General features: G+C 60.2%; 8 protein-coding genes and 2 pseudogenes. 6 read left to right on the plus strand and 4 right to left on the minus strand.

Features of this window, described 5'->3' with window-relative positions; genetic code table 11:
• Positions 1-378: 378 nt before the first annotated feature.
• Both WQ53_RS15965 and WQ53_RS16935 read right to left on the minus strand, forming a co-directional pair.
• Positions 379-795, minus strand: a complete 417-nt coding sequence (locus WQ53_RS15965; protein ID WP_162488663.1) for a ribonuclease H-like domain-containing protein — start codon at positions 793-795, stop codon at positions 379-381.
• Positions 784-1,440: pseudogene (locus tag WQ53_RS16935) on the minus strand (transposase); the annotation flags it as partial. The pseudogene WQ53_RS16935 and the gene WQ53_RS15965, both read right to left, overlap by 12 nt.
• Positions 1,441-1,515: 75 nt before the next feature.
• Between WQ53_RS16935 and WQ53_RS17310 the strand changes: the two are divergent.
• Positions 1,516-2,099, plus strand: a pseudogene (locus tag WQ53_RS17310) (IS5 family transposase); the annotation flags it as partial.
• Positions 2,100-2,486: 387 nt separating this feature from the next.
• On the opposite strand, the gene WQ53_RS15980 reads toward WQ53_RS17310, so the two are convergent.
• Positions 2,487-3,269, minus strand: coding sequence for a hypothetical protein (locus tag WQ53_RS15980; RefSeq protein ID WP_052633733.1), 783 nt, complete (start codon positions 3,267-3,269; stop codon positions 2,487-2,489).
• A 359-nt stretch (positions 3,270-3,628) separates the two neighbouring features.
• Between WQ53_RS15980 and WQ53_RS15985 the strand changes: the two genes are divergently transcribed.
• The 4 genes from WQ53_RS15985 to WQ53_RS16940 all read left to right on the plus strand — a co-directional run bounded on the left by WQ53_RS15985 (position 3,629) and on the right by WQ53_RS16940 (position 13,242).
• Positions 3,629-5,314 (plus strand): AIPR family protein, encoded by a 1,686-nt coding sequence (locus WQ53_RS15985; RefSeq protein ID WP_052633735.1) that lies wholly within the window; start codon positions 3,629-3,631, stop codon positions 5,312-5,314.
• Positions 5,315-5,480: 166 nt separating this feature from the next.
• Positions 5,481-8,138 carry a hypothetical protein gene (locus WQ53_RS15990; protein WP_144409364.1) on the plus strand — a complete coding sequence of 886 codons (2,658 nt, stop codon included), beginning with the start codon at positions 5,481-5,483 and terminating at the stop codon, positions 8,136-8,138.
• Between the two features lie 156 nt (positions 8,139-8,294).
• Positions 8,295-10,781, plus strand: a complete 2,487-nt coding sequence (locus tag WQ53_RS15995; protein WP_082113091.1) for a nuclease-related domain-containing DEAD/DEAH box helicase — start codon at positions 8,295-8,297, stop codon at positions 10,779-10,781.
• Between the two features lie 208 nt (positions 10,782-10,989).
• Positions 10,990-13,242, plus strand: a complete 2,253-nt coding sequence (locus WQ53_RS16940) for a hypothetical protein (RefSeq protein WP_144409366.1) — start codon at positions 10,990-10,992, stop codon at positions 13,240-13,242.
• A gap of 160 nt (positions 13,243-13,402) precedes the next feature.
• Here WQ53_RS16940 and WQ53_RS16005 read toward each other — a convergent pair whose 3' ends face one another.
• Positions 13,403-14,488: a site-specific integrase gene (locus tag WQ53_RS16005; RefSeq protein WP_052633746.1), complete on the minus strand. Its 1,086-nt coding sequence runs from the start codon at positions 14,486-14,488 to the stop codon at positions 13,403-13,405.
• Between the two features lie 102 nt (positions 14,489-14,590).
• On the opposite strand from WQ53_RS16005, the gene WQ53_RS16010 reads away from it, so the two are divergent.
• Entirely contained in the window at positions 14,591-15,520 is a 930-nt protein-coding gene (locus tag WQ53_RS16010; RefSeq protein WP_052633750.1) for a DNA-binding protein, read from the plus strand.
• Positions 15,521-15,555: the final 35 nt, after the last annotated feature.

Consider the following 15,555-nt stretch of genomic DNA (forward strand, 5'->3'; position numbering starts at 1 on the left):
CGGCGATTATTGACCCGCAATGGCGAGTTATAGGTAATTATCGAGGCGTGGTGGTGAGTGTTGAGCCGGCAAGTCGATTTGCCGTGGGGTCCGGCCCGGCGGTTGTAAAGCTAGAAAATGGTAACTTGGTGCCTGCTGTGATACTGGGCAATAGGCATGTCGTGAGAGAAGGCGATTCTGTTCGCCTTACAGCCAACGAGAGCTTGATCTTCAGGAAGGTCACCTATCTCGGCATGCTAGAACAATGATCGTTCCCCATTTCGTTGGCTGCAGCTTTATAGTACTAACCTCCTGGACGGCGTCTCTCACAAGGGAAACAGCGCCGCTATATGTGGCATGCATCGGGGCTAAGGTAGTCGTCGTCTCAGCCCGCTGACTTCAAACCGGGACCAGTTGGCTGAGGTGCCTCAACAACCACGACAGCGAGATCACGTCCTGCCGGTTGTGCGTGAGCACGCGCCGCAGCAGGCCGGCGTCGCCGCGCAGGTAGCCCAGCCAGACGGCAGACGCTTCCGAGCCGAGCAGGTCATCGTCGCGCACGACCTGCAGCATGCGACGCTCGATGGTCGCCGGGCGGCAATTCTCGTAGACGCCACGGTATCGGCGCCGCGCCGGAAACAGCAGATCGACGTGGCGCAGGTCGGCCAGCAGATGTATGCGCCGCGCCAGCTGGTAACGGGTGGCCAGCAGCGGCGTGTCGTAGCACTTGCCGTTGTAGCTGCGCAGCACCGTGCCCGGGCGCGCCCAGCTGGCGAGTGTGCCAGCATCGCCGGCTCGACCGCGATGCCCGCCCATCCGCTGTCCGGTCGAACACGAAGTCCATCGACCAGACCTGGTTGGCACGCTCTGGTCGCAGCAGCGGCTGTCGCTCACCCGCGGGCACCTTCTTCCGCTTCCGACGCCGCACCTGCAGCTTCGCTTCCTGGTACAGCCGCTCCACGCGCTTGTAGTTCACGAGCACTTCCACTTGCCTGAGCTTGAGGTAGATCATCCCGACGCCGTAGCGCTTGTACCGCTGCGCCAGCGCTAGGATGCGCTCGCGCAGTTTGACATTGCCGTCAGGCCGTGGCTGGTAGCGGTACGCGCTGGCACTCATGCGCACCACCGCCAACGATCGCCGCTCGCTCAGGCCACGCTCCACCATGTACCGCACCAGTGCCCTGCGCGCCGGTGCGGTCACCACTTTTTTCGCAGCGCCTCGCGGGTCACCTCGTTCTCGAGCATCGATTCGGCCAGCAGCTTCTTCAGCCGGGCGTTCTCGGTCTCCAACTCCTTCAGGCGCTTGGCGTCGGGCACGCTCATGCCCCCGAACTTGCTCCGCCACAGGTAGTACGACGCCTCGCTGAAGCCGTACCGGCAGCACAGTTCCTTGACCGGCAGCCCGGCCTCGGCCTCACGCAGGAAGCCGATGATCTGCTCTTCGGAAAAGCGCTTCTTCACGTCCAATCTCCTTGGGTTGGGGAATTGGACTCCAGATCGCCGCGCTACTCAAAACCGGGGGGCGTCGAGGACATGATCATGGATGCGACGATCATCGACGCACCCAGTTCGACGAAGAACCGCAGTGGCACGCGCGACCCCGAGATGCACCAGACGAAGAAGGGGAACCCGTAGTTCTTCGGGATGAAGGCGCACATCGGCGTGGATCGGGACTCGGGCCTAGTGCACACGGTGGTGTCGACGGCCGCGAACGTGGCGGACGTGACCCAGATGGGAAAGTTGCTGCACGGCAAGGAGAAGGCGGTCTATGCCAATGCCGGTTACATGGGCGCGGACAAGCGTGAGGGGCTGAAGGACAAGAAGATCCGCTGGAAATTGCCGAGCGGCGGAGCCGGATCAAGGCGCTACCGGAAGGCGAGTTGAGGAATGTCAGCGAACTGCTCGAACACCTGATCGCGAAGGTGAGGTCACGGGTGGAGCATCCATTCCGGGTGATCAAGCGGCAGGTTGGCTACACGAAGATGCGCTATCGGGGCTTGGCCAAGAATGGGGCGCAGCTTAACGTGCTGTTCGCGCTGTCGAATCTGTGGATGGCGCGCAAGCGATTGCTGCGTCCGGAGAACCGAAAGAGAGGGATTTTTCAGGCGATTCCAGCATGAAATTGACAATGCTGGTGCAATTGCATGCGCCTGATCCCATGGAGATCGGAGCGAACGTGGAAACGTCATTCAGGTCGGTCGCTTGTTCAGACCTTCCCTAAGCGGACATCCAGATGGGTAGGGGTAGAGGATTAGGGATGTTTATCGGGGGTAGAGTGCCTTCCGGATTGCCTTATCGACATAGTTCAGGACGGGGCGTGGGCCGCATCAAGTTCGATTTGACCCTAACGACGATTGGGCGATCACGTCCTGGCGGTTGTGGGCCAGGACGCGCTTAGACCGGTTGGCATCACCGCCGCATGGGTAGCCAAGCTGGGCGCCCGCGAGGCGTCCAACCCGAGCTGTTCCCGCCACCGCGCCGTCCTCGGGATGGGTCGGTGGAGTCCGTCACCCGCAGGGGATCGTCGGGAGGTCCTTGATCGCAAGCTCTATCAGCTCTCTCGCCGTCCGCTCGGAGTCGGGGACATGCCTCCCGACGAAGTTGCGATGCTCGACGCTGAGACGGTCGAAGCGAACGGTCGGACGACTTTTCCCGGCCACGACCGCGCTGGGTAGACGAGCAGAGATGAACTGTACGACCTTCTCATGGTTGCATTCGACGTGCGACACGAAGTGCCTGATCAGGCCGATGTCCTCGCACTTTGCCTGGCCGTCCGCATCGAACGTCGACTTATATGTTTCCCACAGTTCCTCGATGATCAGGTAGTGCCGCCGCAGCTGCTCCTCCGGATAGTCCGGAAAGTCGCCAGCCTCAGCGAACGTCCTGATCCAGCGTTCCGCCCTGAGCGCCACCTGTGGCATCTGCTCGGGAGGGGGCGCAAGCACGATCTCAGCTCCCGCTCGGTCGCTGAGCATTACCGTATCGGAGACCTCGATTGTTCCACCATTCTGCGGGAATGAGGGCAGCGTGGTGTTGCGCCGGGTGAGTTGCAGCCTACGCCCGAATCTGAGCTCCCATGCCAGGACAAGCTGCCTTACACGCATATCGGAGAACTCGATCAGCGAACCGAGATCGGTGTCGGGCGTCAGCTCGGCCTCTGTGATTCGGAGCGTGACGTCGAAGTTGTCGGCCTGCTCAAAGGTGCAACCCGGCCATTCGGGAATAGGCACGTAGACGGTTTGCCGGAGTCCTGTGATGAGATAGGTGATTTCCAGGGAGTCGTTGTTCATAGCTTGTCGGTGGACAGGGATGGCTGATGTACCGACCAGAAACCCGTGCTACATGGTCAGCGCTCTCTTCGCATCGGTTATCATCTGGGGATGATAGCTCGCTGCATGGATGGCTCGTTGGTTGCCTCCGAGAAGGCCAGGCATTCTCCATTTAAATCAATGCTGCTTCGCGGCGCGACTTATGACAGGCGTCGGATGTCTTCATCTGGCCGAAGACGGGCATTGGGGCGGCACGGATTAGATTGATTTATCATGGGTAAATAGCCTCTCACCGCCAAAGCTCTCGGGCGATTAAGATGAGCGTGACGCTGGGCGGATATAGTTGCAGAATGACCGTAACTCGCGAGCAAGGGTGACAAATGAAGGTCGTTGATCTTAACTACGGGGCTTTCTCCGAGCATCATCTCAAGCCCTATGAAAAGCGGGCGCCTGACTTCTCAGGGCGCTTCATTCGATGGTTTCTGGAGCACATTTATCGGCTGGAAGAGGTCGACGCTGACGATGCATGCGTGGATGCTAAGCACGACAAGGGCGTGGATGCCATCTATGTCGATGATTTTTCAGAGACCGTTTTCATCATTCAGGCTAAGACCAAAACAAAGGACAATTCCGAGCTTGGTGATACTGATCTTAAGGAATTCTATGGGACCCTTCAGCAATTCGATAGCAAGAAGAAGATTGACGAAGTTCTGGCGGAGACTAAGAACGAGAAGCTGAAGCAGACGATCGTAAGAACCGGTCTGGCTGACAAAGTAGATGCATACGAAGTGCGCGGTGCGTTTATTACCAATGCACTAGCGAACGATGATGCAAAGGCAATTATCACTAAGCTGCCTAAGATTGATCTCTTTGACGCGGACGCGATTGCCAGCGCTTACATCGACTTGGAAGTAGATGGTGGCATCAAGGGCGCCTACTACTTCGATATTTCTGATTCGGACGTTATCGACTATGACGCCGGCGGTGCTGCCGCTCGGATTTTTCTTGCGCCAGCGCTCAATCTTCTAAAGATGGACGGGATCGTCGACGGGCGACTATTTGAGCAGAATGTTAGATTTGCTCTTGGCAATACGAAGGTCAATAAGGGGCTGAGAGCCAGCATCAAAGAGAAAGGGGAGCATAAGAATTTTCCGCTCTATCACAATGGCATCAATGTGCTATGCAAGAAGATTGTAGCGGAATCGGACGAGCGACTAGAAGTCGAGGATTACGTAGTTGTCAATGGCGCGCAAAGCCTTACATCGTTGATGGCCGAGAAATCAAGGATCACGGAAGACCTAAAAATTCTGGTGAAACTCATAGAGACAAAGGGTGATTCCGCTCTCTCGCAAGCCATCACAACGAAAAGCAACAACCAAAACGCGATCAAGGCGCGTGACCTCAAGTCCAACCATATGATCCAGCAGCGGCTGAAAGCTGAAGTAGAGGCTATCAGCGCCGCGACTGTCGCCTACGAAATTAAGCAAGGCGAAGTCAATAAGGGAAAGCTCGTCTTGAGCAATGAATCTGCAGGACTAATCTTGCTTGCCATGGACTTGCTACAGCCCTGGAGCTGCCATCAGAAGTACAAAGTAATGGATGAACTCCACTCCGATATCTTCGGTAGGCCTGGTGTTACGGGAGCTCGGATACTAGGATACTGGGAGAGTTTCAAAGCGGTTGAGGAGGCACTTGACGCGATCGAGGACAAGCACTTGGCCTATTACAACCTCACGAAGTACTTTTTAGCGTATGCAGTCATCACTCTTCTTAGGACCGATCCGGCTGGTGTGGCGATGCTCCAGAATATTGAGAAAGTTCTCATTCCCGATAAGCTTCCGAAGCTGTTGGAGGTGATCGGCGGGCTCGCCAGGTCCCTTGCATTAGATCTGAATGCCGAGCTTGTTGGCGACGAAGGGGAAATCTTTGACTACAAAAATGAGTTGAAGAGCCCGAACTGGTGCAAAAAGATGGCGGCGAAGTTGATCGCACAGTACTCAAAGGATGTTTTGCGCAAGAAAGCGGATCCCATCGAGGTACTCTGCGAGGGCCTGGCGGCAGCGTAATGGAGCTGGGCAAATGCAAGATGGGGCCTGCTGGAATCGCTCGTACGCGGCAAAGAATTACAGGAGGATCCTCGCAGCAGTTTGGTGTTTCCCCGAGTATGGTTCGTAGCATTCTTCACTTCGTGTCCGAGTAAGCCTTGTAGGCGGGACACCTTCGGTTCGAGTAATGCAGCCGGGTATCGCAATGCCAAGCCCTACCAATCTGACGTTGACCGAAGTTCTTCAAGGCATATCCCCGCCTTCCCCTCCCGCGACAATGGAGCATGCAGGCGACCAGGCGCTGTTCGACGAGGATTGGTCGAAGGCGGTTGCGGCGTACGAACAATGCGGCGAAGGTGGCGTCCGCATCGACGAAAAGCGGGGATGGTGCCTCGTCAAATCGGAAGCCTGGGCCGATGCCACTGCCTTGTTGTCGCCCCAACGCGACCGCCTGTCGTCGGCCGGATTGGCGGCTTTGGCTGTTGCCTCGGTGGGAGGATGGAGCGCGCGCTACCGGCTGGAAGAGCCCAAGAAGGGTCTGCTCGATGAATTGCTAGGCGAGGCGCTGGCGGACGACGTGCCAGCCTATCTAGCCTATGTGGCGCTGTTCTGGTTCAAGAGCCACCGCCGCGATGGCGATGCACTGCTCGCACACGCCAGGTCGGCGGTTTCCCTTTATCCCGACAGCTGCTTTTTTCGACTGCAACTGGCGGAGTGCATCGGAAGACACGGTGGAGATGAGGCCGAACGATATGCAATCCTGGAAGCCGGCCTCGGTGCGAACGTCACGACCGAGTACCTGTGGACGTGTGCTTCGTCTGCAGAACGGCTGGCGCGGTGGGACGACGCACTAGCGTACCTTGGCCCGGCCTTGGCCATGACGATCGCACATGGCGAGGGAGCACGCACCGCGGCCCAACAATTGCGCATCAAGCAAGCTGAAATCTTGATATCTGCCGGACGAGAACAGGAGGCCGTGACGCTCTACCGGGAACTGGCGACGCTGGACGTCGCAGCCGACAGGGATATTGTCCTTGCAGCGCGCCGGGCACTGCTGGCGATTGCCTGCCGCGGTGGCGATGCCGGACGAGTTGACGATGCACTCAAGTCCTGGCTGGCGGTGGCGATACCGTCGTTGGGCCGATTAACGTTCAGCGACCTGCTGGAAGGCGAGTACGAACCGCTCTATTTCTTCGACGGCGAAGTCGGCGGCTTCGCCGCCGCTGAATCGCTGGTTCCATATCGCGCGCGGTTGCTCGATGTTGCCCAAGCCAATGAACGCGGCTTGGTCAGATTCCTATTCGCATGCCGCGAGCGGGAAAGCGACGACGATTACGACAGGCAGGTTTTCGCTGAAGCGATGCTCGAGGCCGCAGAGGAAACGAGCAACCCGGTGATTCTCGCGGCGTTAGCAACGGCCTACGCGGTCAAGAAGCGCCCGCACTGGCGACTGGCGGGGAGTATTTGGGCACGCTGCGAACTGCGCTGCTTAAGCGCGGGATCGCCATCTGCTGAAGTGGGACCGTTGGATGCCGTCGATTGCCCCTCGGTCGCGGCGATCGAAGCCTATGCGAAGGGCATGCGGGAGGTGTTCGAGCAGGTCGCGCCATCTCCGCACCTGGCCGAGATATTCTCGTCGTTGCGCGACGTCCTCAGCGAGAACAAAATGTACCGGGCGTTCCGTGAGCTCGCGGAGCTGGCGGCGCTGGAATCCGAAGATCCGAACGTGATCTTCTTTGAGGCCTTGGGTGCGCATTGGTGCAGGGATCATGGCCGTGCGATCACGCGCTATTGGGACGTGCTCTCCCGGGACCAGGCGCACTATTCGTCACTGCATAACCTGTTGCTGCTCTATCGATCCCCTCAATATGCGGCAGCGACGGAACTGGTCGCCGCACTGGTCGACGCCTTGCCTGCCGATGAATCCGAGGCGCGTGGCAAGCTGCTTGGACTGCTGGCCGAGGCACGTGACGCCTGTCGTGATCCGAACGACGCGATCCGCGCTGCGATTCGGAGCGAACTGGGTCAGTATCCGGCTCTGATCAGAGAGTTGCCCAAGGCCGCGAAGATTCCTCTGCAGGACGCGGTGACGCTGATGACGTTGCTGCGGATATGCGACCCGGCGGATGGGACATTGGTGCTCGAGCCATTCGGCCAGAGCGGAAAACTGTTCTCGCCGACCGCGGCGCATCGCAAGGGATTGTTCCGCTTGCTGCAAACCGGATTGGTTGCAATTGACGAGGATACGCCACCTGTCGCATTCGAGGTCAATGGCGACAGGGTTCGCGGCTACCACTTCGACCGAATGCGATGGCGAGTCTCGCCGGCGACGCTCTCGCTGATGCAGTCCATTGAGGAGATGGCGAATAAGTCGGTTTGGCCGCAGGCGTGGACAGAGGCGGCGAGGCCGCTGGCCGAAGCGATCGCAGAGGAAGAATGCGTCCAGTATCTGATGCACGTCGCCGACGACCGGGGTTGGCCGAGCCCGGACGATGATGCGAAGGTCCATGCACTGGCAAAATCACTCGTGCGGCAAGTGTCTGTCAGCCAGGCGTTCTATCTGATCTACCTCGGGGCCATGGCCGCGTCCGACCACAAGCAGCGTCATCCGGTCAGCAACCAACAGGCCTCGAACGTGATCGTGCTGCGCGCCAGCCAGAGGCTGGAGACATGGATGAGCGAGTCGCGTCAACTCAAGAGCTACTCCCGCAACAAGCACGTGCCGCGGTCGGTGATCAGCCAAGTATTCCACGACGAGTTCCTGGGCGTAGGCGAACGCGCCTTCAGCGAACGCGTGGGCGAGTTGCCTTACCCAGGCGCGAGGAAGAGGCGGGCGCGAACGTAACGATGTTTGGTTCGTGCGTGGACGCCGCGATGGGGAGGTTGGCCCCGGATTGCGCTGGGATCTCCGGGCGCAGCGACGCGTCTGTCGCGGTCCGCGGGATCCTCGACGCCGGAAGTCGAGGCGTGGGGATGACGGGGAGAGTCTGATTTGGTGGTCATGATTCCCAATTGCGGGCCAGCACCTACCGACAGCAGGGCGGAGGGGCTCGTCTACCATCTTCTGAAGGATCAGCTGGGAGATGGATTCACTGTAGTGCATAGCCTTCCATGGCTCAGCGCGGCGGTTCGTGAGGTCGCCGGGGTCAAGGCCGTGACCGGGGAAATCGACTTCTTGATTGTCCATCCGGAGTTGGGTGTGCTGGCCGTGGAAGTGAAGGGCGGTGCACACAAGGTCCAGGGGCTGGCTTTCGTGCACGTCACTTCCGGGAACGTCAGCCGGGCGGTGGAGCAGGCCCGCGCGAGCGCCCACGGCCTGGCGAGATGGCTGGGAGTGAAGCCCGGCCTGCGACTGAAGATCGGCTATGCGCTGATCTTTCCGGATAGCGATTTCAATGGCCAGATCGCGAGCGTGGCCTTGACGGACGTGACCGTCGATCCACCGGAATCGATCGTGATCGACAGGTCGGGCTTGCCGGTCATCGGGCAGCGGATCGTCGAGATCATGACCTATTGGAAAGCGGCCCTCGCGAATTCGGCACTGGGGGACCAGCGTAGAAACGCCCTCATCAACACCATATGCCCGTCGTTCGATGGCACTCCCGCCTGGGCCTCCCGCGTCGTTTGGGATGAACAGGTATGGCTGCGCTTGACCGCTGAGCAATCGGCTATCGTGGACGATGCGGTCATGGGCAACAGGAGGGTGATAACGGGTTGGCCTGGAACCGGGAAGACGCTGATCCTGATAGAGAGCGCAAGGCGCCTGCTGCAGGATGGCAAAAGAGTGCTGGTGCTGACTTACAACACACTTCTCGCCAGGTACATCCGCAAGCAGATCGGGGACGACAAGCGGCTGAAAGTGGGGACGTGGCATTCGCTGTGCGCATCCACGGCTTCAAGAACGCGGCGCGATGACGGGGAAATGGACAGGGAATGGCTTGAAGTCGGCTGCCTGGAGGACATCCGGGGCGCGGCCTCTCGGAGCAGCGTGCAGCAGTTCGATGCGGTGTTGATTGACGAAGCGCAGACTTTCAGGGCGGAATGGCTCGAATGGCTATGCGGCTGGCACTCGCAGGGCCAGATGCTGGCGTTTTGTGACGAAACGCAGGTGTTTTCGTTCGAGCAGGATCGGGTTTCGTTATCTAGGCTTTGTGAGCAGGTGGGGGGCGCCAGGCCATTCGCGCTCACTACGGTCATCCGCTCTCCGAAGGCGGTGTACCAGCGGTTGAGATCCGTCAAGGAATCGGACTACCAGCTCCACATGCCGCGGGATCTGGAAGCGGACACCTTAATGGAGGAACTGGTCGACGGGATGCATGACGCCCTGTCCCGGACACTGGCCATTCTTGCCAGAAGCGGCATACGCGACTCCGACATCGTGGTGCTCGACAAATTCGGTCACTTGGCGAAAAGCGACGAAAGACAGGACCTTCACTGCTACGCGCTTTCGCGTTATCGAGGCATGGAATCCCCGGTGGTCGTCATATGCAATGCCCAAGAAATGGACGACGCCGAGCTGTTCTGCGCTTACTCGCGCGCCACGACCCTTTGCATTGCCCTGTACGACGCGGAGATCCTCGGAGTGAGAGGCGCAGGCTGCCGATTCCAGGCGACCGTCATCTCCGAGCCGGGAAACGGTGAACGGGCCAGCAATGCTCGATTGAAGGCGCAGACGGGTGAGATAGTTCGCGCGAATTTCTTGCCAAAATGGTTCGACTTGCACAGTGTCGAGGTCGGCTGGCTCAGGGAATGGGGGGCGTGGATCGTGGTGGTTCAGAACGAGCTCTCGTTGTACTGGATCGACTATCTGTCTTCGCATTATCCGTGGCCCATCTACTACTGGCATGAGTCGTCATTGCGCGAAATCCAAGGAGCTTCGCCAGTGAGTAGTGCGGGAGAGGACAGTCCCGCAGGTGCTCACTATCAAGTACGCCATTGTGGCAATTGCTCGATGATCACCCCGCAGCGAAGGAACCCGTTGTCCGGCGACGACCTATGGAAATGCTCGATCTGCGAATGGGATGAGATAGCGGTTCCGGAGAGTCCGGATGACTGGATGGTCGAGGAGATCAGGGGGCTGGATGATCTCGTCGCGGTGGAGAACCCGAAATTGCTTGGCGAGTCGGAGCGGAAATCGCTGCCGCTGTCGTTGGCTGCTGGAGCGGCGCTTCTATTCGCCGAGCGTGACTTGACCCGTGACCTGGTGGGGTACGACCAGATGTACGGCGGTCGAATCTCGTATCACGCCGCACTGGGCTTCGTGTATTCGCTCATCAACTTGCTGCCGATTGGCGGGAAACTGACCGTGGCCGGCATGGCTCGCGAACTTTACGGCCGCTACCTGGTCCCGGACGGGTTGACGTTCGAAACCTGGAAGCGTGATTTCGCGCAAGCCTGCGGTGTGGCCTACAAGCGCGGGCATCTGGAGAAGATCGCGAAAGGAGTCTATGCGATCGGGCGCGGGCACGAATCGACTCCTCGGGCTTGATTTGTCGTCCGCTTCATAAGATCAGACTCCTCTTGGAATCACTGGAGTCGTCGGGAGTGCAAACGCCTGCGAGAGAGAGGGTTTCCGGAAGTGGGATCGCGTGGATATCCAGTTTGAATCGCAGGCCCGAAGCATCCAGAAAGCTTTCGACACAGTCCATTGTCGTCGATGTGGAGAGTGGTTCCACTTGTCATCGGGTGAGGGATAGATGAAGGAAAGTTCTCCCCAGATCCGTGCGGCGGCGCAAGCCATCGCTCAGATGTTCTCCATCACGTATTGGGTGCCGCATGAAGACGATGAGCTTGAGGATTCCAGTCCTTTTCAGGCATTCCTTCCCGGAGTTCTGGAAACGGCACATTTGCTTGAGCATATTGTACGGATGCCGCTGGATATGCGCGAGATGTTCGCGGACAGGACCGATGTACTGAATGCTCGTCAGGTCGGACTCGTGAAATTGAATATCCTGCCGGTGCAGCTATCCGCTTTTAAGGTGCTGGCGGGGCAAGCGAAACCCTTCTTCCATATCGTGGTCTCAAGGGAAGGATTGGCAACGCGGGTTGCCGACATCATTGAGCAATCAGGATGCGACTGGCTTCACTTCTCCGAATCGGGAGAGCCACGTGCCATCCCGCTTGATCAGGTCAACGACAAGGTTTTCGATAACTACCTTCACAGAGTGGCAGCTGCGCAGACCGATTCCCGCTTCGCAAGTGTTTTCGAGGAGTTTCTGCAATCTCCGCTGCGACAGTGGCCTGCGATGTCTGTCGACTGTCCGAGCTATGCGCACAACACTACGCGGCCAAACGAGATTGCGCTTGCAGGATTTCTGGTTGACACGCGTGGCGTTGAACCAATGGGCCCGCATGCACAAAATCTCTACGTTTCTGGATCCGTCCGCTGCGCCCGTGCAGTCAGCGCAATGCGGACCAGGATCCTTGGCAAGTATGGTCTCGCGCGCCACGTTAACGATCTGACGATCTGCGTTGATTCCGTGGCGTGGTGGATTTCGCATACAGATATCCGCCAAAAGCTGGTGAAGGAAGGGCTGCCTCGGGTCGTGGCAAATTTCGTCCATGCGCTAACGAGAAGAGCCGGATACGTGTCAGAAATCGCCTTGGTGGGGAAGCGAAACGCTCCTCGCATGCCTGACGGCGCGACTGTGCAGTGGGTTCTTTCCACCCGTTCCCGGGAGCTTCGAGCGCTTTCGAGCGCGCTCATTGTCCACAGCGGATTGACGCTCACCCCAGTGGTGCGGCTGAATCCCGGCATCAACAAGGTTCGGTCAGCGCTTCTTGAGATCGGAAGTTGCGCGCGAGGGGGCGGTCCTCACAGGGATTTCAAGATCAACAAGCTGGCGCGCAGGCTGTCAACGGAAATGGGCTCCCTGGCAGGGAGCCGAATGCTTTCCGAAGTTCGAGGGCCGACGAACAGGATCGGCGAGATGTCGTTGATCGCAGACCTTCCGCTTGAACTGCTGTCGATCGATGGCATGCCCTTGGGGCTTAAACACGACGTATCGCGAATCCCGTGCAATCCCGGAAACGTGATGTTTGCCCAATGTGTCAACAACGACATCACATTCATTTCGAAGAGCGGCTTCGACGAGGTTCTCGTCGTTCGAAGCTTTTCCGGATCGGATCCGATCGCAGGGCACCTTGAAGCCGCTCTGTCGGGTCGAATGCGCGGCGACGCGTCATCCGTGCCACGCGTCAGGTTCCAGGATGTGGCCAATGCCGATGAATTCGTGGAGACGGTTTCGAGCTACAAGGGGGCGATGCTGATTTTCGACGGGCATGGGTCCCGCGATTCGCAAACAGGTGTCGGCTCGATCGTCGTGGGCGGCCAGCCTCTGGATATCTGGACTCTCAGGGACAGGTTGTCGCTTCCCCCCATCGTGCTCCTGAGCGCCTGCGATACGTACCCCATCGACGGTAGCCACGGATCGTCAGCCATCGGAATGCTCGCGCTCGGGGCACGAACGGTATTGGGAACGCTGCTGCCAGTCCACTCCGTTCGGTCAAGCGCGTTCTTGTCCCGCTTGCTCTTTCGCCTGTCTGAGTTCCTGCCGATCGTCATGGCGCGATTTCCGCACGGAGTGAACTGGAGATACTTGATGAGCGGGATGCTCCGGATGGTGTACGCAAGCGAACTTGGCCATTCATATGGTGCATCGGTCGGAATGGGCTGGCCCAGCCTCAGCGAGGCACTGATCCAGGCGAACATCGACATCAACCAGCGGGACCCGAGATGGCTCGAGCGACTTCAGAAGCGTCTCGCTACTGCCTCGGGTAGCTCACTGTCACGGGTCCAAGCCCATCGTGAGAAGTACGCATGGCTAACCGATTCCATGAACTACGTCCAACTCGGGCGACCTGAGCTGATCCATGTCGTCGACCAGTCGCCGGCCGAGGTATGGAAAGCGAACTCGGAGTTGACTCTGGATGGCGTTCACGATTTATAAGACTCGTGGCTGTACGCCCCAAGGACTGGACATACATGTCGATCAGGCGCGTCTTTACCGCGAACGGGATCGCATTTTGCGAAACAACGATGATCTAGTACTCGTCACGAGCAGAGTAGATGAGGGCTTGGTATTTCACGTGTAACCTGAGTGCTGTTCCCTAGTCTTCTAAGAGGCGAGCTGCTGGGTTACCGGTAGCTCCGCCGGCCTGAAAATACCCAACCACGCTCGACACCGCCCGATGCTCGGTGAGCTGCATGATCGCCGGCAGCGAGACTCCTTGGCGGCTTGCCTCGGTCACGAACCCCGACCTGAGGCTGTGCCCTCCAAAATCCCCCTCCAGCCCCGCCAGACGCGCGCGCCGCTGCACGATCTCCCCGACCGCGGAAGGGGAGAGGGCAGGGCCCACGCGCCGTTTCCACAGCCGCCGGAAGATCGCCCCCTCGGTGATCCCCGCCGCGTCCAGCCAGTCCGCCAGCGCCAGAGCGGCCCGATCGAGCACCGGCTTGTCCGGGGTGGAGGACGCGGTGACACCGGCCTGCTGGGTCTTGCTGTGCTCGAGCCGATAGATATAGCCCTGCGCCCCGATACGGCGTAGGTCGCGCAGGTCGGCCGCAGCGATCTCGCTACGCCGGCGCCCGCCGCTGGCAAAGCCGAAGCAGAGCAGGGCACGGTCGCGCAGGCCTTCCAGGCTGTCGTCGCAGGTGGCCAGCATGGCCTCCAGTTCGGCCAGGGTGATGGCGGTCTTCTTGCGTGGCCGCTCGCCACGCTTGACCGCCGCCCGGGCGGCGCGGCTGAGCACGGTGCGGATCGCCGGCTGCTCGCAGGGGTTGGGTTGCTGTTTGAGCCGGTGCGCCGTGGACAGGACCGCCACCCGGTGCCGGACCGTGGCCAGGGTCCACGGGCCGGGTTTGGCCTTCAGGCCGGCGGCCACTAGGGCCTGGTCGACCGCCGGCGGCAGCTCCCAGGCCAAGTCACCGTCGGCGTTACGGCGCACCACATGGTCGACCACGAACTGCAGCACGGCCGCCTCGGGCACCGGCAGCGTCAACTCGATGCCGTAGCGAGCGGCGTGCCAGCCGGCCCAATAGCGCAAAGCGCTGGCATAGCTCCGGATGGTGTTGGCGGCCGCGGCCTCGGCAAGGAGTTCGCGCACCGCGTCGGCGGCCTGTTGGGCCAGCTGTTCCGGCAGCACCAACTGATGGACGGTCTGGGCAAGGGCGGAATTAGCAGAGATTTCTTTCATAGTATGTAATGTATACTACGATATAGAGTTTATAGCCGCGATAATCATCACTTATCGCAAGTACGCAATCAACGGGGCAGGGTGCCCCAGTAGGAGACCTTCATGGCCCGCGGGATCACCGAAAACGACGTGCACCACGCCGCTGACGCCTTGGTTGCGGCCGGCGAGCGTCCCACCGTGGAGCGGATCCGGGCCCATCTGGGCACGGGATCGCCGAACACGGTGACTCGGTGGTTGGACACTTGGTGGCGACAGCTCGGCCCGCGTCTGCAACGCCATGCGATGCAGGTGGCCCTGCCGGAGGCGCCTGAATCGGTGGCTCGGCTGGCCGGGCAGTTGTGGTCCCACGCTCTGGCTGAGGCCCGCCAGCAGGCCGATGCCGCGCTGGAACAGGACCGGCACACCCTGGACAAGGAACGCGCCCGCCAGCAGGACGAACGGGACGCCGCCCTGGTCGACGCCAGAGACGCACGGCAAGTGGCGGCCGAGGCCCGGTCCGCGTGCGATCTCGCCTTGGCTCAAGCCCGCGAACTGCAGCAACTGGTCGACCAGCTCAAGGCCCAGACCACCGACCTAGCTGTCCAGCGCGATGGCGCCCAAGGCCGGGCCGATCGTCTGGACGCCGAGCTGCTGGCCCTGACCACTCGGTTCGAGGAACACAAAGCAGGCGCCGAGCGCGAGCGGGACGCGCTGGATGCCCACCGCCGGGCCTTCGAAGACCGAGCGCATCAGGAAATCGACCTGGCGCGCCAAGCCACCAAGGAAGCGCGCTCGGAGATGGCCATAGCCCTCAAAGGGCGCGATGCCCGGGAGTTGACCCTGGCGCGTGAGCGCGACGAGGCAGTACAGCGATCAGCGGCAGTGCAGGGTGAACTCGGCGCGCAACGGGCCCGCTGCCAAGCGCTGGAGGAGCAGTTGGGTGTCCTGCAGCGTGCCTGGGCCCAGGTCGGGGTCGCGGCGCCAGGGCGCAGGAAAACCGCTACCGCCGCACCGGCCCGACGTGTTCGCAAGCCCAAGGCACGCGCGGACTGACTGGTGCGGCAACGCCGATCCGGAAAAGGTGGAGC

Origin of the sequence: Pseudoxanthomonas suwonensis, from assembly GCF_000972865.1 — a bacterium.
Lineage (GTDB): Bacteria > Pseudomonadota > Gammaproteobacteria > Xanthomonadales > Xanthomonadaceae > Pseudoxanthomonas > Pseudoxanthomonas suwonensis_B.

Bases quoted from the DNA above. Each gene is read 5' to 3' on its own strand.
- WQ53_RS15985 (WP_052633735.1), top strand. From the start codon at position 3,629: ATGAAGGTCGTTGATCTTAACTACGGGGCTTTCTCCGAGCATCATCTC.
- WQ53_RS15995 (WP_082113091.1), top strand. From the start codon at position 8,295: ATGATTCCCAATTGCGGGCCAGCACCTACCGACAGCAGGGCGGAGGGG.
- WQ53_RS15965 (WP_162488663.1), bottom strand. From the start codon at position 795: ATGGGCGGGCATCGCGGTCGAGCCGGCGATGCTGGCACACTCGCCAGC.
- WQ53_RS15990 (WP_144409364.1), top strand. From the start codon at position 5,481: ATGCAGCCGGGTATCGCAATGCCAAGCCCTACCAATCTGACGTTGACC.
- WQ53_RS16010 (WP_052633750.1), top strand. From the start codon at position 14,591: ATGGCCCGCGGGATCACCGAAAACGACGTGCACCACGCCGCTGACGCC.
- WQ53_RS16005 (WP_052633746.1), bottom strand. From the start codon at position 14,488: ATGAAAGAAATCTCTGCTAATTCCGCCCTTGCCCAGACCGTCCATCAG.
- WQ53_RS16940 (WP_144409366.1), top strand. From the start codon at position 10,990: ATGAAGGAAAGTTCTCCCCAGATCCGTGCGGCGGCGCAAGCCATCGCT.
- WQ53_RS15980 (WP_052633733.1), bottom strand. From the start codon at position 3,269: ATGAACAACGACTCCCTGGAAATCACCTATCTCATCACAGGACTCCGG.